General features: G+C 59.7%; 14 protein-coding genes. 7 read left to right on the top strand and 7 right to left on the bottom strand.

The features are described 5' to 3' along the window. Positions 1-3: 3 nt before the first annotated feature. The 4 genes from ALFI_RS07625 to ALFI_RS07640 all read left to right on the top strand — a co-directional run bounded on the left by ALFI_RS07625 (position 4) and on the right by ALFI_RS07640 (position 7,042). Positions 4-1,614 (top strand): SusD/RagB family nutrient-binding outer membrane lipoprotein, encoded by a 1,611-nt coding sequence (locus tag ALFI_RS07625; RefSeq protein ID WP_014775395.1) that lies wholly within the window; start codon positions 4-6, stop codon positions 1,612-1,614. A gap of 27 nt (positions 1,615-1,641) precedes the next feature. Beyond that, positions 1,642-3,552: a glycoside hydrolase family 18 gene (locus tag ALFI_RS07630; RefSeq protein ID WP_014775396.1), complete on the top strand. Its 1,911-nt coding sequence runs from the start codon at positions 1,642-1,644 to the stop codon at positions 3,550-3,552. Between the two features lie 30 nt (positions 3,553-3,582). Beyond that, positions 3,583-4,740 carry a DUF1735 and LamG domain-containing protein gene (locus ALFI_RS07635; protein ID WP_014775397.1) on the top strand — a complete coding sequence of 386 codons (1,158 nt, stop codon included), beginning with the start codon at positions 3,583-3,585 and terminating at the stop codon, positions 4,738-4,740. A gap of 241 nt (positions 4,741-4,981) precedes the next feature. Beyond that, positions 4,982-7,042 carry a glycoside hydrolase family 20 protein gene (locus ALFI_RS07640; protein WP_014775398.1) on the top strand — a complete coding sequence of 687 codons (2,061 nt, stop codon included), beginning with the start codon at positions 4,982-4,984 and terminating at the stop codon, positions 7,040-7,042. A 91-nt stretch (positions 7,043-7,133) separates the two neighbouring features. On the opposite strand, the gene ALFI_RS07645 is transcribed toward ALFI_RS07640, so the two are convergent. The 7 genes from ALFI_RS07645 to ALFI_RS07675 form a co-directional block, all read right to left on the bottom strand. Next, positions 7,134-10,760 carry a PL29 family lyase N-terminal domain-containing protein gene (locus tag ALFI_RS07645; protein ID WP_014775399.1) on the bottom strand — a complete coding sequence of 1,209 codons (3,627 nt, stop codon included), beginning with the start codon at positions 10,758-10,760 and terminating at the stop codon, positions 7,134-7,136. A gap of 331 nt (positions 10,761-11,091) precedes the next feature. Next, on the bottom strand, positions 11,092-12,114 hold the full coding sequence (locus ALFI_RS07650; RefSeq protein ID WP_014775400.1) for a vWA domain-containing protein: 1,023 nt from the start codon (positions 12,112-12,114) through the stop codon (positions 11,092-11,094). 13 nt (positions 12,115-12,127) lie between these two features. Beyond that, a complete protein-coding gene (locus ALFI_RS07655; RefSeq protein ID WP_009596225.1) occupies positions 12,128-13,120 on the bottom strand; it encodes a vWA domain-containing protein in 993 nt (330 codons plus the stop codon). 12 nt (positions 13,121-13,132) lie between these two features. Next, positions 13,133-13,921 (bottom strand): tetratricopeptide repeat protein, encoded by a 789-nt coding sequence (locus ALFI_RS07660; RefSeq protein ID WP_014775401.1) that lies wholly within the window; start codon positions 13,919-13,921, stop codon positions 13,133-13,135. 4 nt (positions 13,922-13,925) lie between these two features. Continuing rightward, the gene (locus ALFI_RS07665) at positions 13,926-14,906 is read right to left on the bottom strand and encodes a hypothetical protein (RefSeq protein WP_009596133.1); all 981 of its coding nucleotides are present in this window, start codon (positions 14,904-14,906) and stop codon (positions 13,926-13,928) included. Beyond that, a complete protein-coding gene (locus ALFI_RS07670; protein WP_009596218.1) occupies positions 14,903-15,787 on the bottom strand; it encodes a DUF58 domain-containing protein in 885 nt (294 codons plus the stop codon). Before ALFI_RS07670 ends, ALFI_RS07665 begins: the two co-directional genes overlap by 4 nt. Positions 15,788-15,789: 2 nt before the next feature. Beyond that, complete coding sequence (locus ALFI_RS07675; protein ID WP_014775402.1) at positions 15,790-16,788, bottom strand: AAA family ATPase; 999 nt, start codon at positions 16,786-16,788, stop codon at positions 15,790-15,792. Positions 16,789-17,075: 287 nt separating this feature from the next. Between ALFI_RS07675 and ALFI_RS07680 the strand changes: the two genes are divergently transcribed. Genes ALFI_RS07680 through nth form a run of 3 tightly spaced genes read left to right on the top strand, consistent with a single transcriptional unit; the run spans position 17,076 to position 21,237 of the window. Next, entirely contained in the window at positions 17,076-19,640 is a 2,565-nt protein-coding gene (locus tag ALFI_RS07680; RefSeq protein ID WP_042493421.1) for an ATP-dependent helicase, read from the top strand. 5 nt (positions 19,641-19,645) lie between these two features. Next, the gene (locus ALFI_RS07685; protein ID WP_014775404.1) at positions 19,646-20,587 is read left to right on the top strand and encodes a glycosyltransferase; all 942 of its coding nucleotides are present in this window, start codon (positions 19,646-19,648) and stop codon (positions 20,585-20,587) included. Continuing rightward, complete coding sequence (gene nth / locus ALFI_RS07690) at positions 20,584-21,237, top strand: endonuclease III (RefSeq protein WP_009596199.1); 654 nt, start codon at positions 20,584-20,586, stop codon at positions 21,235-21,237. The genes ALFI_RS07685 and nth overlap by 4 nt, the downstream gene beginning before the upstream one ends. Positions 21,238-21,246 lie beyond the last annotated feature (9 nt).

The raw sequence follows: 21,246 nt of genomic DNA on the forward strand, positions 1-21,246 counted from the left end.
ACTATGAAACGAAACAATATCAAACAAGGATTCCTTTCGCTGGCGGCCGCCTGTCTGGCGTTCACCGCCTGCACCGGGGACTTCGAGCGCTTCAATACCGACCCCAATGCTGCGCAGGATGTGGATCTGAAGATGTTCATCACCACCATGCAGATGGACGCCGTCTACTCGTGCAGCGGCTCGGATACCGATCCCAACAACCGTTATCAAAAAGCTTATAACCTGATCGGCGACGTATACGCCGGCTATATGTCCGGTACGAACAACTGGGACGGCGGCACCAACCCCCAGATTTATGCGCTGAACGGCAGCGATTGGTGCAACGTACCTTTCAGCGAGTCGTTCACCAATGTCATGCCCGCTTGGCTGCAGCTGAAGTACGCCCACGCCAACGGTTTGCTCAGCGACGACATCTTCGCTGTGGCTAATATCCTGAAAGTCATGTCGCTTCATCGCGTGAGCGATATCTACGGCCCGCTGCCCGTGCTGCATTTCGGCGAGACGGAGAACCCTTACAATTCGCAGGAAGAGTGCTATATGCACTTCTTCGAGACGCTCGACAGCGCGATCGCGGTGCTGAAGGACGTCGTGGAGAACAATCCCGACGCCAAACCGCTCGAAGAGGTCGATGCCCTCTACCACGGCGATTATTCGAAATGGCTCAAGCTCGCCAACTCGGTGAAGCTGCGTCTGGCCATGCGCATCTGTTACGTGAAGCCCGACCTTGCGAAGCAGTACGCCATGGAAGCCGTCCGCGACGGCGTGATGGAGACGGCCGACGACAGCGCGCTTTTCCAGAGCTGGGGATCCATTACGATCATCAACCCGCTCGAAAAGATCTGGAACGGCTATAGCGACACCCGCATGGGCGCTTCGATGGACTCCTACCTCAACGGTTACAACGACCCGCGTCTTCCGGTTTATTTCCAGCCTGTCACCGAAGGCGACAACAAGGGCGAATACCGCGGTGTAGCCAACGGAATGCCCAATCCCCAGCAGGATGATTACAAGGCCATGTCCGCGCCCAACGTACAGGAGAAATCCACCGATTCGCCCCTGCGCTGGATGATGGCCTCGGAAGTCGCGTTCCTGCGCGCCGAAGGTGCCATGCGCGGCTGGACGGCCGAGATGGGCGGTACCGCCGAGGAGTTCTATAACAAGGGTATCGAGCTGTCGTTCCTCGAAAACGGCCTGAGCGCCGATGCCGCCGCAAGGTATGCCGCCGACGAAACGAGCAAACCGACCGACTTCACCGACGTTTCGGCCGCCAATACCAAGTATAATATTTCGGCCTTGGGCAAGATTACGATCAAATGGAACGCCGGCGCTTCCGAAGAGGAGCAGCTTGAGCGCATCATCACCCAGAAATGGATCGCCATGTTCCCCAACGGCACCGAGGCTTGGTCCGAATTCCGTCGTACGGGTTATCCCCTGATTTTCCCCGTACGCTCCAACTATCCGACCAGCGGCGTCGATACCAACAAGCAGATCCGCCGCATGGTCTTCCCGCAGTCGGAATACTCCAACAACGGCGCGGCCGTGCAGGAGGCCGTCAAACTGCTCGGCGGTCCTGACAACGGCGGCACGAAGCTGTGGTGGGACAAAAAGAATTAGTAACCTGAAACTATACCTGAGTAAACTATGAAAAATATATTGAAACATGCAGTAGTTTGTCTCGTGCTGGCGGCCGCGGTGGCCTCCTGTACGAAGGAGACGACGCCTGAGCGGATCAATATCCAGCATCCGGACCAGCAGTCGCCGATCCTGCGCGACAATGCCTATTACCAGAATCTCCGCGCCTACAAGCAGACCAAACACAAACTGGCTTTCGGCTGGTACGGTTCGTGGACGGCCGTCGGCGCGTCCTATCAGTCGCGTCTGATCAGCGCCCCAGACTCGATGGACATCATCTCGATCTGGAGCCAGTGGCACACGCTCACGCCCCAGCAAATGGCCGATAAGGAGTTCGTTCAGAAAACGTTGGGTACGAAAGTGACCTATACGATTTTTTCGGATAAACTGCCCGAACCGTTCCTTGAAATCGGCAACGGTGAATATACCGACGAGGCCATTGAAGCTTATGCAAAAGCCTATTGCAAAGACTCGATGGACAAGTATCAGTACGACGGCATCGATATCGACTATGAGCCGGGCTATGGTGCATCAGGGCCTTTTGTCGGACATGACAATGCTCTGTTTACCAAGTTGATCAATGCCATGAGCAAGTATGTCGGTCCGAAATCTGGTACCGGACGCCTGCTGATAATCGATGGCGTGCCTTATGCGGTGGATCGTTCGGTTGTGGATTGTTTCGACTATGGTATCGTGCAGGCGTATGCTTCTTCTGGTTATACCGATCTGCAAAATCGCTTCAATAATGCCGATGCAAAAGGCTGGAAGCCTGAACAGTATATCTTTGCCGAGAATTTTGAGTCTTATTGGAAAACTGGCGGTGTGGATTTTACGGACCGCGAAGGTAATAGGATGCCGTCTCTTTACGGTATGGCGACCTTTAATCCCACGCAGGGTGCCGGCGCCGGATTCGGTGCATACCATATGGAGTACGAATACGGTAATTCGGCCATGCCGTACCAATTTATGCGCAATGCGATTCAGATGGCCAATCCTGCCGGAGGCTGGAAAACGCCTATCGATGTGGCTTTTTCGAGTAACCAATCTTCCAACTTTTCGTTCGTTGTCGAGGACGATGGTTCGGTGACCGGAACGATGCAGGATAAAGTTTCGTTGTCGTTCTCGCGTCCCGTTGTAAGCGGTATGCAGTTGACGCTGGGTGTGGATAATTCGCTCGTAGCCGTTTATAACGATGAGAACGGTACGGAATATGAGACCGTCGATCCGTCGTTGGTTAAGATGGAGCCGATCCAGTGCGCCGAAAATCAGGTGTTCTCTCCCGATGCGACGATTACGCTTGATCCTAAGTCAATCGAAAAGGGGTATTATTTGATTCCGGTGGTGATCAGTCCTATTTCGGATGCCGGATATGCCGTCAAGGAGGGCTCCGTACATTATATCTTCGTTACGAAGGTCGCGATGGATGTCGAAATCGGCGCGACGACGCTCGACGGCTCGAAGATCGCTCCGACCTCGGCATGGACGATCACCTGCTGTCAGGGTACTGCGACGAGCGGCGCCACCGGTGTTTGGAACTGCGACTCCGCCGCGCAGAAAGCGGCCATGTTCGACGGCAAGCTCGACGCCAACTGCTGGTATGCAAACAGCGCTTCCTATTCGTGGGGCAACGGCGGCAACTTCACCATCGACATGGGCGAAGTCAACGACGTGACCGGCCTGCGCTGGCATATCCACTATCAGGATTCCGAACCGCAGTGCACCGACCTCACCTACAGCGAAGACGGCAATGTCTGGTACAGCCTTTCGGCCGGCGTTCCCTTCACTCCGGTGCTGTCCGACAACTGGAAGTGGGTCAAATTCAAGAGAACGGTCAAAGCCCGCTATATCCGGGTTTACGTGGGTCTTGTAACGGGCTGGACGAGCATGAACGAAGCCGAAATCTACGGCCCGGCCAACTAGCGATTTATTAACCAGAAAAAAATGTATGTTATGAAACTGAAATATTTAATCGCCCCTTTCCTCCTCGCTGCGGCTGCTCTCTGCGGCTGTCAGGAGACGGCGGAAATCCATCCGGTGGCCTACATGACCGATGCGCAGAAGACGGTTTCCAAGTCGGTTACCATCGATACGCCCCCGGCCGGAACGGAGATTTCGGTCTCCTCCTCGGTGCCTGTGAATAAGGATACCAAAATCAAGATTTCGTTGCGCCCCGACCTGCTGGAGGAGTATAATGCCAAATACCAGAAAAATTATGTTATGCCCCCCGCAGACAGTTATACGCTCAGCGGTGACGAAGTGGTGATCTCGGCCGGTTACAGTCGCTCCTCGGAGGTCGATTTTACCGTCACGTCACTCGATGACTTTCAGGAGGGTACGACCTACTGCATGCCCGTGAGCATCGAGCGGATCGAAAACAGCGGTCTTGCCGTTTTGGAACCTTCTCGGACACTTTTCATAGTATTAAAAACACCGGTTATCAGTAAGGCTATCTACCTCGGATCAAGTAACATTTATAAAGTGCCGTCGTTTCAGGAAGACGCCAATCTTGCTGCACTCAAAGCCATAACGCTTGAAGCCCGTGTCTATATGGACGGATTCCAGAATTATGATCCTTATATTAGTTCGATTATGGGTATTGAGGGCGAGTGCGGTGTCCGCTTCGGAGACGTGAAGGTCCCCAAGAACGTTCTTCAGATCTGCCATGGCGATTATCAGCCTGCTGCGACCTCTAAACCTTTTGATACGGGCAAGTGGTATCATGTAGCTGCCGTATGGTCGGGGAAGAGTTGGGATATTTTTATCGACGGCGTGTATGTTACTGGTGTTGCGACACAGGGGGAGACCATCAACTTGTCGAGCGATAATTCGGGCGGTTTTTATCTCGGCGCTTCTTATGGCGGTGGACGTCCGCTCAATGGTTATGTCGCTGAGTGCCGGGTCTGGACGCGTGCGCTGACTGAGGCCGAGATATCGAACAACATGAATTATGTCAATCCGGAATCGGACGGCCTGCTGGCTTACTGGCGTATGAACGCTTGGGAGGCCAAGGACGGCGGCGGCAACATCGTCAAGGACCTTACGGGCCACGGCTACGACGCCGTGGGCGGCAGCTCCAATCCGAGGATGATGGACACCAAGTGGATGTAATCCGCCTTTCGGATATCGTTCCGATCCGCTGAACGGAAGCCGTGCGGCCGGTGCAGGAGACTGCCGCCGGGGCACGGCTTCTTTTTATTCCGCTTTTTATTCCCGGCGGACCGTTTGCTTCCGGCGGAGATGAATCCCGGCTTGGCGATACTCTCTCCGGCGGCGGCAAATTTATTTGACGCGGCGCCGGATTGTGTTATCTTTGTACGAAGAACCGAACTTATCACCATAAAACTTACCGATGAAACCACGACTTTTGCTTTTCACCGCCGCATGCATGCTTTTCGCGGCATGCGGGAACTCTCGCGGCGACCTTTCGACGGGTATTATCCCCGCTCCGCAGCAGGTGGCGTGGGGCGACGGCGCCTTCCGGATGCCCTCGACGCTGCTCTTTGCGACCAACCTCGAAGGGCAGGCCAAGGCCGACCTTGAGGCGTGGATGCGGCGCTCCGGCGACGGCTTTTTCCCCGTCTCTTTCGCCGAAGCCGCCGGGGACGACATCCCCGTTCTCTACCTGCTGCTTGCCGAGGGCGGCGCGCCCGAAAGCTACCGCCTCGACGTCGCCCGCGGAAAAATCACCGTCACGGCGCCCGATGCCGCCGGACTCTTCTACGGACTTCAGTCGCTGGGCCAGCTGGCCGAACGCTGCGGCCGCCGGATTCCGGCCGTTGTGATCGAGGACGCTCCGCGTTTCGGCTACCGGGGCTTCATGCTCGACGTCTCGCGCCACTTCCGCGACAAGGAGTTCGTCAAGCGGCAGCTGGACCTCTTGGCCCGCTACAAATTCAACCGCTTCCACTGGCACCTGACCGACGGCGCCGGCTGGCGCATCGAGATCAAGAAATACCCCGTCCTTACCGACATCGCCGCATGGCGGCCCTATCCCGACTGGGAGGGGTGGAACTTCGGCGGCAAACGCTACTGCCGCCGCGACGATCCGGCGGCCGATGGCGGCTACTATACGCAGGACGAAATCCGCGAGGTGGTCGAATACGCCCGCGCCCTGCATATCGAGGTGATCCCCGAAATCGAGATGCCGGGCCACAGCGAGGAGGTGCTGGCCGTCTTCCCCGAACTTTCGTGCAGCGGGAAACCCTATGTCAATTCCGACTTCTGCATCGGCAACGAACAGACGTTCGAATTCCTCGAAAACGTCCTTTCCGAGGTGATCGGACTCTTCCCCTCGGAGTATATCCACATCGGCGGCGACGAAGCTTCGAAGCAGGGCTGGCGCACCTGCCCCAAATGCGCCGCGCGGATGCGCAAAGAGGGGCTGAAAGACGTCGATGAGCTGCAAAGCTACATGATCCGCCGCATCGAGACCTTCCTCAACGCCAAGGGCCGCCGCCTGCTGGGCTGGGACGAGATTCTCGAAGGGGGGCTTGCGCCCGACGCCACGGTCATGTCGTGGCGCGGCACCGAGGGCGGCATCGCCGCTGCCGCCGCCGGACATCATGCCGTCATGACCCCTTCGAATTACTGCTACCTCGACTTCTGTCAGGACGATCCCACGACCGAACCGGTCGCCGCCGCGGCGTTCCTGACCCTCGAACAGGCCTATTCCTACGATCCGGCTCCCGATTCGCTCGGCGCTCAGGTCGTGCCGATGATCCTCGGCGTGCAGGGCAACCTCTGGTGCGAGCACGTCCCGACCGCCGAGCATGCCGAGCATATGATGTGGCCGCGCCTGCTGGCCGTCGCCGAAGTGGGGTGGAGTGCGCCTGAAAGGAAGGATTACGACGACTTTTATGCCCGTGCGCTCGACGCCGTGGCATGGCTTCAGGAGCGCGGATACCACCCCTTCGATCAGAAGAACGCCGTGGGGCCGCGTCCCGAATCGCTCGAACCCCTCCGCTGCCTTTCGACCGGCAAGACCGTGATTTACCATACGCCCTACAGTCCCAAATACGCCGCTGCGGGCGACGGCTCGCTGACCGACGGACTGCGCGGCGGCTGGAACTACGGCGACCGACGCTGGCTGGGCTGGCTCGACACCGATGTCGATCTGGTCGTCGATCTGGGTGAGCGGCAGCCCGTGCGGCGCATCGCCGCCGATTTCATGCAGGGCTTCTACGCCGATATCTGGATGCCCCGTGCGGTCGAATTTTCGGTCTCGGACGACAACGAGCGCTTCACGCCCCTCGCCACGGTCGGGAACGACATTCCGGTCGAATTCAAGCAGGACTGCTACAGGGAGTTCGGCTGGACGGGCCAGACCGAGGCGCGTTACGTTCGCCTGAAAGCCCGTCACAACGGCCGTCCCGGCGGCTGGATCTTCACCGACGAAATCATCGTCGAGTAACCGTCGCGTTGCGTCCGTTTTGCGAAAAGGGATGCGGCCGTCAGGCCGCATCCCTCTTTTTGACGGGTCCCTGAGGACCTTAGGTGTGTCGTTACTTGCGGATCAGCCGCTGTACGCCCGTCGGGGTTGCGGTTTTCGGCATCTCCGCTCCGGCGAGCGGCGCGATGCCGGTTTCGGCCTTGACTTCGGACTTCGTTACGGACGCCGAATTTTTGGTCATCGTGTAAGGCCCGATCGCATAATCCTGCAGCGTATATCCGGCCTTGAAGAGATCCGGCCAAATGACATACTGACCGCCCGAATAGATGGCGTAGTCGATGCCGCATACGGTGTATTCGGTCCCGTTATAGGTGAACTTCCGGCCTTCGAACAGCACTGAGTTACTGCCTATGTCATAACTGCCCGCGATCAGCTCCTGATCTGTGGTGTAGATCGGGTAGGGCGGCGTTTGCGTGGGATCGTTGAAATGATACCTAAGGTATACGTATGCCGTCAGGCCGTACATGCCCTGCGGGTCGAACGTCGGAATCGTGACGTTGCCGTCCTCGTTGTATTTGAGCAGGAAGGGGTAGTCGTCGCCCAGCGTGGTGATGCCCCAGCCCTTGACCCTGAAGCTTTCGTTGGTGCGGTAGGGCGTGATCTCCACGGTGTATGTCTGGGGCTGTTTGTTGATTTCCGACGAGGTCGAGGTCACGGTCCAAGTGCCTATATAACGCTCGTAGTCGGCCTCGCCCGTCGGTACGGCCGGGATCTTCACCTCGGTCTGTTCGATGGTCGTGCCGTGGGCGTTGGTGCCCGATGCGAGGAAGATGTATTCTGTATCAGCATCGACGTTGAAATAGAACGTGGCTCCGGTTTCCGAATTCGCCTGCGTCACAGCCGCCGAACTGATGGGGTTGCCGTAGCGGTTCATCACTTTTTCAAGCTCGCCCATTTGTTCGATCAGTTCCGGGAGCAGCGCTTTCGTCGTGCAGAGAACCTTTCCCGATTTCATCTCCGTACTCTTGACGGTGCCCGACAGCTGGAAGTACTCCTTGCCTTCGGCGGGCGCAGCCGTCAGCGTGAGCGTCGGCTTGGCCTTCGTGCCGTCGCTGATGCCGCCCCACGGGATCGGAATATCGGCGTAATCGGCCATCTGCGTACAGCCCTTGAAGGTATCCTTGTAACTGCTGGCCGAGGTGAAGATCTTGGCGCCGAAGATGTCGGGGTAATTCGTGCGTTCGTAGAGGTGCACCTTGACCTGCTGCTCGCCGTCCTGCACCATCGTGTAGGGCGATTCGCCGGTGAAGGCGGTGCAGCCGCTGAAGGTTTTGCTCGCCGTCGAGATTTTTTTCATGCTGTCGAAAATGGTTACGGGCAGCGATTCGAGCGACGTGCAGTTGAGGAACATTTCGCTGATGATGGTCGTACCTTCGAAATGGCGGAACATGTCTTCGGGAACGGTCTTGAGCGACGTACAGCCGCTGAACAGGTAAGCGGCGGACGTGCCGTTTTTCACGCTTTCCGGGAAGTAGTCCGCAGGCGCCGTTTCCAGCTGCGTGCAGTCTTTCCAGAGCGCGGGAATCGTTTTCAGCGCGACGCAGTGCTTCAGCGAGGGGAATTCGGTCAGTTTGATACACCCTTCATAGAGATAGCTGGCCGTGGTGATTTTGGTCATGTTCTTGAAAATATCGACGGGAATGGTCTCCAGCGTCTTGCAGCCGCTGAACAGACTGTTCATGTTCGTCGCTTCCGTGAGGGTGTCGAACAGCCCTTCGGGGAGTGATTTGAGGTTTGCACACCCTTTGAACAGCGACGCGACGTTGGTGAGCTTGGTCATGTTCTGGAACAGCTCTGCGGGCAGGGTTTCGAGCGCCGCGCAGCCGAAGAATCCCGACGTGAGGCTGTTCGCTTCCGTCTGGTTGGCGAAGAATGTTTCGGGAACGCTCTTGAGCGATGCGCAGTTGTTGAAGATGCTTCCGAGGTTGGTCAGGGCGGGCATGTCGGCCAGCAGTCCTGCCGGAACGCTTTCCAGCGCCTTGCAGCCGCTGAACAGGCCGGATGCCGAGGTGGCTTTTGTCGTCTTTTCGAAGAGTTTTTCCGGGACGCTCTTTAGCGCCGTGCAGTTGTAGAACATCGAGGCGACCGAGGTGATTTCGGGCGCGCCGGCCAGCAGTCCTTCGGGCACGGTTTCGAGCTTCGTACACCCTGAGAACATGTTTTCGACCGAAGTGACGGCGGCGAAGGCGTCCTCTTCGGGCTGGGGCACGGTTACGAGCGAGGTGTTCGCGAAGGCGTAATCCAGCGTCGTCATGCCGAGTTTGCCCCATTGTCTGACTTCGAGAATGGCGGGAGCCACGGTTTTGTTGGTGAGTCTTCCGGAGAGTTTCTCCGTGGTTCCGCTTATGGTTACGTAATAGATGCCGGATTCGGCGTAGGTGTGGTTCACCATCGCGGCCGCGGTCGAGATCGTGGCTGCGACCGGCTCGCTCTGGCCGTCGCCCCAGTTGACCGTGACGTCCACGGCGCCGTAGAGGGGCAGGTAGACCTTGTTGTTGTAGGCGCTGCTGCTGTATTCCTTCGCTTCGACCTTGAGCACCATCTGGGCCGGGTCGTAATAGGCTTCCTGATAGATCAGGATGGTTTCGATCACCGTCTCTCCCGCCACCAGCTCGATGTTGGCGCTGCGGGACTGGGTTTCCGTGTTGGCCGCGACGTTAAAGGTCAGGGTTTCGGTCCGAATCTCCCCCCCCCTCGTCTCTGCCAGCGTAATCCATGCTTTCGCGGCTTCGGGAATCGCTACCGTGTAATCCAGATCGGTCTCCACCTCGACCGTTACGGGGCCTCCTGCGGCCGTCGCCTCCTTCGAGGAGGTCGAGACGTTCAGCACGCCCGACACGAATGTCAGCGTGCGCATCAGCGTCTTGGCGTCGCCGTCGCTGACCAGCACGATGACCTTGCCGGTCGAGCTGTTGCCGGGAGCCGTCACGGCGATCGTTCCGCCTTCGTTGCCCGTGCGTTTCACTTCGGCCTTCCATGCGCCGTCAGCGAGGGCCTGAATGTCGGTTTTGGCGTCGGCTCCGGTCAGCGTGAAGGGAATTTCCGCCGTTTCGCCCACGCGGATCGTCGCCGAGGCGGTGTCGAACGCGATGCCGAACTGCACGTACAACTCGAACGTCAGCACCGTTCCGTCGGCCAGCGTCAGGTAAACCAGCTTGCCGTCCTCGCTCGTGGCGACAGACTTGAACAGATTCTGGTCCGTCTGGGCCTGTCCGCAGTCGGTCCACGTCGCGCCGTTGTCGTAGGATACCCACCAATGGCTGTTTTCGATCTTGAATTCGGGGGTGACGCCCGATACGGGAAGTTTTTTGCCGTTGTCGAGGATAAAGTCGCCGTTGAGCGTCCAGTAGTAGACACCGTCGGAATCCTGTTTCACCCCGATGACCGACGAAGTCCCGTCTTTTCCGTCGCTGATGGTGATCGTCGAGGTCTCGCCGGCCGCGGTGACCAGCGTGATGACGTAGCCGCCGTCTTCACCGGGCTGTACGTCCGAGATGAACCGTTTCCCGGCGACAAGCTCCTTGAGTGTTGTGACGTCGGAGTTGAGCGCCTTGACGAGCGCCTGCAGTTCGGTGAGCTGACCGTCGAGGTCGTCCAACCGTTTTTGGATGTCCGTATCGTCGTACGAACATCCGATCAGTGCCATTAGCGGCACAATCATCAGAAGAATTTTTTTCATGGCAAGGCTTTTAAAGAAATTGGTTTAAAAGAACTGAGTGATCGCTTCAAATATAGTAAAATTGATGATTTCTGCTGCATTTTCTCCGGATTTTTTGTTTAAAGTTGCCTTGCAAGCTCTTCTGAAGGGGGTGATCCGGGGGTGCAGCGGGTGATGTAAAGTCTCTTGCCTGTTTGTTTTATTGTTAAATATTGACACGGCGAGCCTTCGCACCATACGGGATTTCGTTTGTCTTTTATTGCTCCGAATGCGGCAAACGGCAAAGGGGGAGACGCATCATCGTCTCCCCCTTTACCGTATTTTTTACGGATAAAATTCTTTCCGAAGTAAGTTATTCCCTGAAGATGTTGAGGTGCGCCAGCAGCGGATTGCGGCGGTCGAGCAGCAGGAACTCCGCCAGCAGCAACACGATTGCCGCGAGCAGCAGGTATTGGTACTGTTCGTTGAACTCTTCGAAGCGCATCACCGACAACTCGCTCTGCTCCATTTCGTTGATGCTCTTCACGATCTCGTCGAGACCGATCGACTGCTTGCTCGAACGGACATAGGCGCCGCCCGTGATGTCGGCGATCTGGGCCAGCATCTCCTCGTTGAGCTTCGAAACGACCATGTCGCCCTTCTCGTCCTTGATGAATTCGCCGCCGATCTGAATCGGGGCGCCTTCGGGCGTGCCGATGCCGATGGTGTAAATCCGTATGCCCATCTCCGCGGCGTGCCGTGCGGCCGCCAGTGCGTCGTCCTCGTGGTTCTCGCCGTCGGTGATGAGGATGATGACGCGGCTGTGGTTCTCCTCGGTTTCGCCCGAAAACGACATCAGGGCCTGCGACAGCGCCTTGCCGATGGCCGTGCCCTGCACCGGCACCAGCGACGGGTCGATGCGCTTGGCGAAGGCCTTGGCCATGCGGTAGTCCGAGGTGATCGGCAGCTGCACCTTCGGCTCCCCGGCGAAGACGATCAGCCCGACGCGGTCCTGATGCAGACCGTCGAAGAGCTTGTTGATGGCGTATTTGGTCCTCTCCAGCCGGTTGGGTTCGAAATCTTCGGCCAGCATCGAGTTCGAGACGTCTACGGCCAGCATCATCTCGACGCCCTGCGTCTTCTCCTCGCGGAGTTTCGACCCGAACTGCGGGCGTGCCGCCGCCAGTATGAGCAGCGTGACCGCCGTGCAGAAGAGGATGAATTTGAGCGTCACGCGCCCGGTCGATACTTCGGGCATCAGCTCTTCCAATACCTGCATGCGCCCGAAGCGTTCCAGCCGCCTGCGGCGGTTGCGCGCCGCCAGCCAGAAGAGGAGGATCAGCGCGGGTATGACCGGCAGCAGCCAGAAATATTGCGGATTTGCGAATCTAAACATTGCAAATTACGTTTTACGGTATTCTTTTCAGCACCAGATTCGAGAACAGGAACTCCAGCACGAGCAGCCCCAGACCCGCCAGTGCCCAGAGCAGGAACTGCTCGTGGTAGGTGACGTGTTCCGTAACTTCCACCTTGCTCTTTTCCAGTTGGTTGATCTGGTCGTAAATGGCCTTGAGCTTGGCCTTGTCCGTGGCGCGGAAATATTGTCCGCCGGTCTGCTCGGCGATCGACCTGAGGGTTTTCTCGTCGATCTCGACCTTCGCCATGACGGTTCCTCCGGTCGGCGTGCCGTAGATGTCCACGGCGGGGTAGGGGGCCATGCCCTCGGTGCCGACGCCGATGGTGTAGACGCGGATGCCCTGCGCCTTGGCGATTTCGGCCGCCGTCTGGGGCGCGATCTCGCCGCGGTTGTTCACGCCGTCGGTCAGCAGGATGATGACCTTCGACTTGGCTTCGCTCTCGCGCAGGCGGTTTATCGCCGTGGCCAGTCCGTTGCCGATGGCCGTGCCGTCCTCGATCAGTCCGCTGCGGATGCGTGCCAGCAGCGTCTGGAGCGTTCCCTGATCCGTCGTCAGCGGGCTTTGCGTGAAGGCTTCGCCCGCGAAGGCCACCAGTCCGATGCGGTCGCCGTAACGGTCCGCGATGAACGATCCGGCCACCTCCTTGGCCGCCGTGATGCGGTCGGGGCGGAAGTCCCGTGCCAGCATCGAACCCGAAACGTCGATGGCCAGCATGATGTCGATACCTTCGGTGTTCGTGCGCGAAAGACGCTCGACGTCCTGCGGGCGCGCCAGCGCCACGATCAGCAGGGCCAGCGCCGCCAGCCGCTGTGCGAACGGCAGATGCCGCAGCCAGTAGCGTACGGTCTTCGGCGCGCGCACGACCCCTTCGACGCTCGAAATCTGGATCGACGCGCCGCCCTGCAGCGTACGCCACACGTAGTAGGCGATCATCGGCACGAGCGCCGACAACAGCCACAGATAATATGGTGATGCGAAATGCATAGTTCCTCTTTTTTACCAGTTTTTCGATCCGCGCACCACGACGCCCTGCTTCTCCTTGAGTTTGTCCTGCGTGCGGTCCTCCTGCGCCTGAATGGCGTCGAGCATCTGCTCCTGCTCCTGCGGCGAAATGCCGGCCGGAACGGGCTGCGGCTCTCCCTGCTGATCGCCTTCCTGCTCCTTGTCGGGCTGCGCGGGGTTCTGCTGCGGGTCGCCCTGCTGCTCCTTGTCGTCGCCCTGCCCCTTGTCGTCCTTCTGTTGGTCGTCTTTCTGCTGATCGCCGTTCTGCTGGTCCTGACCGCCCTGTTGCTGCTCCTTGTTCTGGTCTTTGTCCTGATTCTTGTCGTCACCGCCGCCACCGCCGCCGTTCTCGTCGTCGATCAGACGCTTGGTGTAGGCATAGTTGTATTTGGCCTCCTGATCCGAGGGATTCAGCCGCAGCGACTGCTTGTAGCTTTCGAGCGCTTCCTTGTATTTCTGCTGCTTGAACTGCGCGTTTCCGAGGTTGTAGAAGGCTTGGGCGCGCTCGTCGTCCGTGCGCAGCGTATCGGCCGCCGCCTGCCGCATGGTCTGCTCGGCCTTGTCGAACCGTTCGGCCTTGTAGAGCGCGTTTCCGAGGTTGTAACGGGCCTCGAACGATTCGGGTGCGGCCTCCAAAGCCCGCTCGTAACGCTCGATGCTCTTTTCGTAATTGCCCTTGTTGTACTGCCGGTTGCCGCGGCGCACCTCGCTGCGTTCGGGCATGTCCTGCGCCGAAGCGCCGAGGGCGGCAAAGAGAAATACGATATATAGGAGTCTGTACATCTTGTTACGCATTTTGGTTTTGCATCGGGTCCGGCTGCTCCGGCTCCTCCTCTTCGACGACGAGCTTGGTCTCCTCGACGAAATAGAACGCCTTCAGGTAGTCGGCTTCGTTCTGCTCGCCGTCGGGCGTCGCCTTGGCGAACTTCACCAGATCGGCGTCGCGCAGGATCGCCGTAAGGTCCATCCGGGCCTTGTCGGGCAGCTCTTCGCTGCGCATCGCCTCGATGATCTCGTCGGAGGTCATCTCCATGGCGCCCACGCCCCAGCGCGCCGCGATGTAGGTGCGCAGGATGTCCGTCAGTCCCGAATAATACTGCTTGTGCCTGTTGTTCTGCCATAGTTTCTGGTTGTGCAGCGCTTCGAGGGCCTTGATCGCCACCACGTGGGGCGGCTGCGGCGGCGCGGGCTTGAACAGGTCGCCCAGCCCCTTGCCGTAACGGGCCAGAATGCGCTTGAGCGCATAGAGCGCCACCAGTGCCAGCAGCAGGGCCAGCACGCCCCATTTGGCGTATCCGCTGACCTCCGCGAAGCGGAACGGCAGGTTGCGCTGGGGTTTCAGGTCGTAGATCGACTGCGAGGTCGAGTCGATCTGGAACGTGGCCACCTCCAGATAGAGCGAGTCGCGCGCCCGGAGCGTATCGACGATGTTCTTGTCGGCATACAGCACGGCCGGCAGTCCGAGGTTCCACTTACCCTCCTCGAACGCCGCCAGCGTGTAGCGCTTGCGCAGCCTGAGGTGGCGTCCGTCGCGTTCGAGCGTGTCGATCGGGTGGTCCTTGACCAGTTCGAGGGGGCTTCCCTCCTTGTTTTCGAATTCCGGGAACTGCACCACCTGCACCAGATCCTTGTCCACCTCGACCGTCAGGTCGAACCGGTCGCCGATCATGATGCTGTCCGGCTCGATGCGCGCCGTGACCGTCGGTGCGTTCTGCGCCCGGACGGCCGCGCCCGCAAGGAGCAGTGCTATTGCAAAAAGTCGTTTCATCGCTGTTTGAACAGTTTTAACAGTTCGGCCACGTAATCGCCGTCGGTCGAGATCATCGTCGAATCGATGCGGTTGTGCTTGAGCGTCGAGTCGATCTCGGCGCTGCGTCGCTCCCACGTCCGGGCGTAGTGCTCCCGCACGGCCCGCGACGAGGTGTCCACCCATACCTTGCGGCCGCTCTCGGCGTCCTTCAGCTCGACGATGCCCACGTCGGGCAGCTCCGTCTCGCGGGGATCGTATACGCGGATGCCCACCAGATCGTGCTTGCCCCCGGCGATCTTCAGCGCGTCGTCCAGCGCGGCCTTGTCCTTCGACGAATCCATGAAGTCCGAGAGGATGAAGGTCGTGCAGCGTTTCTTGTTGACGTTGGTCAGAAACCGCACCGGCTCCGAAAGCTTCGTGCCGGTCGATTCGGGCCGGAAGCCCACCAGCTCGCGGATGATCATCAGGATGTGGCTGCGCCCCTTCTTCGGGGGGATGAACTTCTCGACCTTGTCCGAGAAGAAGATGCAGCCTACCTTGTCGTTGTTCTGCGCGGCCGAGAAGGCCAGCACGGCGGCGATTTCGGTGATGATGTTCTTCTTCAGGCGGTCCGTCGATCCGAACATGCGCGATGCGGAGACGTCCACCAGAAGCATCATCGTCAGTTCGCGCTCCTCCTCGTAGATTTTGATGTGGGGTTTGCGCGACCGGGCCGTCACGTTCCAGTCGATGTCCCTTACGTCGTCGCCCGCGCGGTACTCCCTGACTTCGGAAAACGACATGCCCCGTCCGCGGAAAGCCGTATGGTACTTTCCGGCGAAGATCTCGTTCGAAAGACCGCGGGTCTTGATCTCGATCTTACGGACGCGTTTCAGAATATCGTTCTCGGTCTGCTGCATCGTTAGGGTACGATTACGTTGTTGAGAATGTCGGTGATGATCTCCTCCGAGGTGATGTTCTCGGCCTCGGCTTCGTACGTCAGGCCGATGCGGTGGCGCAGCACGTCGTGGCATACGGCGCGCACGTCTTCGGGAATGACGTACCCGCGGCGGCGGATGAAGGCGTAGGCGCGTGCGGCCTTGGCCAGCGAGATCGACGCACGGGGCGAACCGCCGTATGCGATCAGGTTCTGGAGCTTCTGGAGGTTGTACTCCGCCGGCTCGCGCGTGGCGAAGATGATGTCGATGATGTATTTCTCGATCTTCTCGTCCATGTAGACGTCCTCCACGACCTTGCGGGCCTTGACGATGTCTTCGGGCGAGATGACCTTGTTGACGGCGGGGAGTCCTCCCCCGGCGAGGTTCATGCGCACGATGTCGCGCTCCTCCTGCTTCTTGGGGTAGGATATTTTGGCTTTGAGCATGAAACGGTCCACCTGCGCTTCGGGCAGCGGGTAGGTTCCCTCCTGCTCCAGCGGGTTCTGCGTGGCCAGCACCAGAAAGGGCTGCGGCAGCGGATAGGTGTTGTCGCCGATGGTCACCTGACGCTCCTGCATGGCCTCCAGCAGTGCCGACTGCACCTTGGCCGGGGAGCGGTTGATTTCGTCCGCCAGCACGAAGTTGGCGAATACGGGGCCTTTCTTGACGACGAACTCCTCGTTCTTCTGCGAGTAGATCAGCGTACCGATCAGGTCGGCCGGCAGTAGGTCGGGGGTGAACTGTATGCGCGAGAAGGCGGCGTCCACGGCCTTCGCCAGCGTAGTGATGGCCAGCGTCTTGGCCAGTCCCGGCACGCCTTCCAGCAGAATATGGCCGTTCGACAGCAGGCCGATCAGCAGCGTGTCTACCAGATGGCTCTGGCCGATGATGACCTTGCCCATTTCCGTACGGAGCGTATCCACGAAGACGCTTTCGCGTTCGATGCGCTCGTTGAGTTCCTTGATGTTGATGACTTCGCTCATTGTTTTATATTGTTGAATTTCATTACCTCTTTTCCGCGCCCTGCATGTCCGGCCCGGCAAATCCGGCCCCGCATACTCTGCCGGCAACCCCGGTTCCGCACATGCTGCCCGACAAACCCGGTCCGCACATTCGGCCTGCATGCTCAGCCCGAAAATCCCGGCCCCGGACTGCGGGCGCAGAGAGCATGTCGCCGTATTGCCGTCGGATTTAGTTTTTTAACGTTTACAATGCAAAGATATTATTTTCTTTGAAAAAAACTTATTCAATTCTTATTAACTTTGCCGTCATGGAATCCAAAGAATCACCTATTTTACAAGGCCTGAACCCCGCTCAGCGCGCCGCCGTCGTGAATTACGACGCCCCGTCGCTCATTATCGCGGGCGCGGGTTCGGGCAAAACGCGGGTGCTGACCTCGCGCATCGCCTATATGATCGAGCAGGGCGTGGCTCCCTTCAACATCCTCGCGCTCACCTTTACCAACAAGGCCGCCGAGCAGATGCGCGAACGCATCGCGCAGATGATCCCCGACAACCGCAGCCGCTATATCCGCATGGGAACCTTCCACTCGGTTTTTTCGCGTATCCTGCGCGAGAACGCCGACCGCATCGGTTTCCCCGATTCGTTCACCATCTACGAACCTTCGGACTGCAAGAACCTGCTGAAGACCATCGTCCGCGAGCTGAACCTTCCGGACGAGAAATACAAGCCCAACCTCTTGGCTTCGCGCATATCCTATGCCAAAAACTGTCTGGTGACCCCCGGCGCCTACCTCGCCAATTCGGTCTACGCCGCCGAGGACCGTCAGGCGCAGATTCCCGAATTCGGCAACATCTACAACATCTACTGCCAGCGCTGCAAGCGCAACGGCGCGATGGATTTCGACGACCTGCTGCTGCAGACCAACATCCTGCTGCGCGACGCCCCCGACGTGCTGGCGCGCTATCAGGAGCAGTTCAAATATATTCTGGTGGACGAGTATCAGGACACCAACTACGCCCAGTACGTCATCATCCGCCGTCTCTCGCAGCTGCATTCGAAGGTCTGCGTCGTGGGCGACGACGCGCAGTCGATCTACTCCTTCCGCGGGGCCAAGATCGAGAATATCCTCTCGTTCCAGAAGGATTTTCCCGACGCCATGGTCTTCAAGCTGGAGCAGAACTACCGCTCGACCCGCACCATCGTCGATGCGGCCAACTCGGTGATCGTCCGCAACTCCAAACGCATGGAGAAACACTGCTTCTCGGAGGGCGACAAGGGCGAGCCGATCCGCATCCTCAAAGCCTATACCGACCGCGAGGAGGCTGAAATGGTCGTCTCCGACCTGCGCGACAAGATCCGCCAGACGGGCGACGAGTGGTCCGAGGCGGTGATTCTCTACCGCACCAACAGCCAGTCGGCCGTGCTGGAGGACAACCTCCGCCGCCGGGGCGTTCCCTACCGCATCTACAAGGGCAGTTCGTTCTACGACCACAAGGAGGTCAAGGACATGCTGGCCTATATCCGGCTGGTTATCAATCCGCGCGACGACGAGGCGTTCAAACGCATCGTCAACTATCCCGCGCGCGGCATCGGCGACACGACCGTCCAGCGCATCGCCGAGCTGGCCGCCGGGCGCGGCGTCTCGATGTGGGAGGCGGTCGATACGCTGGTCGCCGAACCCGCCGCCGATCCCGTGCAGAAGACCATCGCCCGCAAGGTGTCGGATTTCGTCGCCATGATCCGCGGCCTGTCTCTGGCCCGCAACGAAAAGAGCCTTTACGACTTCGGTCTGGAGATCGCCACCCGTTCGGGCATCATCGCCGCCTACCGCACCGAAAATACCCCTGAGGCGACCTCGGCGCTGGACAATATCGAGGAGCTGCTCAACTCGATGCAGCTCTTCAAGGAGCAGCGCGACGCCGAGATCCGCAGCGGCGAACGGCAGGAGGACGAGGAGGCGACCATCGACGAGTGGCTGCAGAACGTCATGCTGATGACCGACATGGACAAGGACGATCCTGAGGATCGCAACAAGGTGACGCTCATGACCGTCCATTCGGCCAAGGGGCTCGAATACAAATACGTCTATATCGTCGGTCTGGAAGAGAACCTTTTCCCCTCGCAGCGGGCCGCCGAGTCGCCCGACGGCATCGAGGAGGAGCGCCGCCTGTTCTATGTGGCCCTGACGCGCGCCAAGGTCGAGGCGACGATCTCCTATGCCGAGATGCGCTTCAAGTGGGGCAATATGGAGTTCTCGCGTCCGAGCTGTTTCCTGCGCGAGATCGACCCCAAATATATCCGCGCCGACTTCGACGCCGGCGAGGAGCGTCCGCGCCGCCCGCAGGACGGCGAAGGCCCCTCGGCCATCGACGAACTGCGCCGCCGCTTCGACTACCGCTTCCAGCAGAAACGGCAGGCCGACCGTGCAGGCGGCAATAACGGCGGTCAGCAGGGCGGCTTCGGCGGCCAGCAGGGCGGCTTCGGCGGCCGGGGCAGCGGCGGCAGTTTCGGCGGGCGTTCCGCCGACGGCCAGTCCGGTCCTGCCCGGCGCTTCGCCCGCGCCGCGGCTCCGCAGGGCGCGCGCCCTGCGGGCAGACCCGATCCGGCCCTCGTCCAGACGCCGCGCCCCTCGACCGACGGCATGCGCCGCGTGGGCGTGCGGCAGGCGGTCGACGGCGGCGTGCCCGTAGGGCCGTCGATGCCCGTCAGCGGCGACTACACCGTGGGCCAGCGCGTCGAACATCCCAAATTCGGCGTCGGCATCGTCCAGCGCATCGAGACCCTCGCCACCGACCACAAACTGGTCGTGGCCTTCGACAGCGTGGGCGAGAAAACCCTGCTGGCCAAATTCGCCAAGCTGACCAAACTGTAGAGATGATGGAAACTTCCCCCCCCCTCATTTCAGTCTGCATGACCACCTATAACCACGCGCCCTACCTGCGTCAGGCCGTCGAGAGCGTGCTCAGCCAGCAGACCTCGTTCGACTTCGAACTGGTGCTGGGCGAGGATTGCAGCACGGACCTGACGGCGGAGATCTGCCGCGAATACGCCGCGAAATACCCCGGCCGCGTGCGGCTGGTGACGGGCGCCCGCAATGTCGGCTGGCGGGCCAACTACCGCCGCACGTTCGATGCCTGCCGCGGGAAATACGTGGCCTACTGCGACGGAGACGACTGGTGGACCGACCCCTGCAAGCTGCAGATGCAGGCCGATCTGATGGAGTCCGATCCCGGTTGCGGCATGTGTTATACGGGCGCCGACGAATACTGGCAGGCGGAAGGGACCTTGAAATCCGATCCCGACCGGCACTATACCGATTTCGAGCAGATGCTGCTCGGCATTTCGGTCCCCAACTGCACGGCGCTGGCCCGCCGTGAGCTGATCGCGGCCTACTATGCCGAGATCTGCCCTGAGGAGCATCCCGAATGGCTGACCGACGACTGGCCCATGTGGCTGTGGTTCGCCTGCCGTTCCCGAATACGCTTCATAGACCGCGTGACGGCCGTGCACCGGCGCATGGTCGGGAGCGTGAGCCACGGAGATTCCTACAGGGGACGCCTTGCGAGCCGCGATTCGGCGATGGAGACCAGCCTCTGGTTCGACGAACGCTTCACGGCTTCGCGCAACCGCTTCCGCATTCTGCGCCGCCGTCATGTGGTGGGACTCTGGCTGCTCTCGTGGAAAGGGGCGGGAGTCGGCGAATACCTCGCGCGCTGGTGGGCCGATCTGCGGCGGACGCCGCGGCTCGTCTTCTGCCCGGAGGGGGCTATTTTTCTGGTGAAGAAAATTCTTTTTCGACGTAAAAAACAGCATTTATGACGACCAAACAACGTTACGACGGCGTAATCGCATGGTTCTCGGAGCATATGCCCGTGGCCGAGAGCGAACTGCACTACACCGACCCCTACCAGCTGCTGGTGGCGGTGATCCTTTCGGCGCAGTGCACCGACAAACGGGTCAACATGACCACTCCCGCGCTGTTCGAGGCGTTTCCTACGCCCTTCGATATGGCCGCGGCCACGGCCGAGGATATTTACCCCTATATCAAGAGCATCTCCTATCCCAACAACAAGGCCCGCAACCTCGCGGGCATGGCCCGCATGCTCTGTTCGGAGTTCGGCGGCGAGGTGCCGAGCGATCTGCAGCAGATGCAGCGCCTGCCGGGCGTGGGCCGCAAGACGGCCAACGTGCTGGGCGCGGTGTTGTGGCAGAAGGAGGTGATGCCGGTCGATACGCACGTCTTCCGCGTCTCGAACCGCATCGGCCTGACAACCAACTCCAAAACGCCCCTTCAGACCGAGCTGACACTCGAAAAGAACATTCCGCCGCACCTGCTGCCGGTGGCCCATCACTGGCTCATTCTCCACGGCCGCTATGTCTGCACGGCCCGCGCCCCGAAGTGCGGCGAGTGCGGCATCGCCGTGTGGTGCCGCAAATACGCCGCCGACCATAAGGCCCCGAAGGGCTGAACCACCGAC

This window comes from Alistipes finegoldii DSM 17242 (assembly GCF_000265365.1).
GTDB classification, from domain to species: Bacteria; Bacteroidota; Bacteroidia; order Bacteroidales; family Rikenellaceae; genus Alistipes; species Alistipes finegoldii.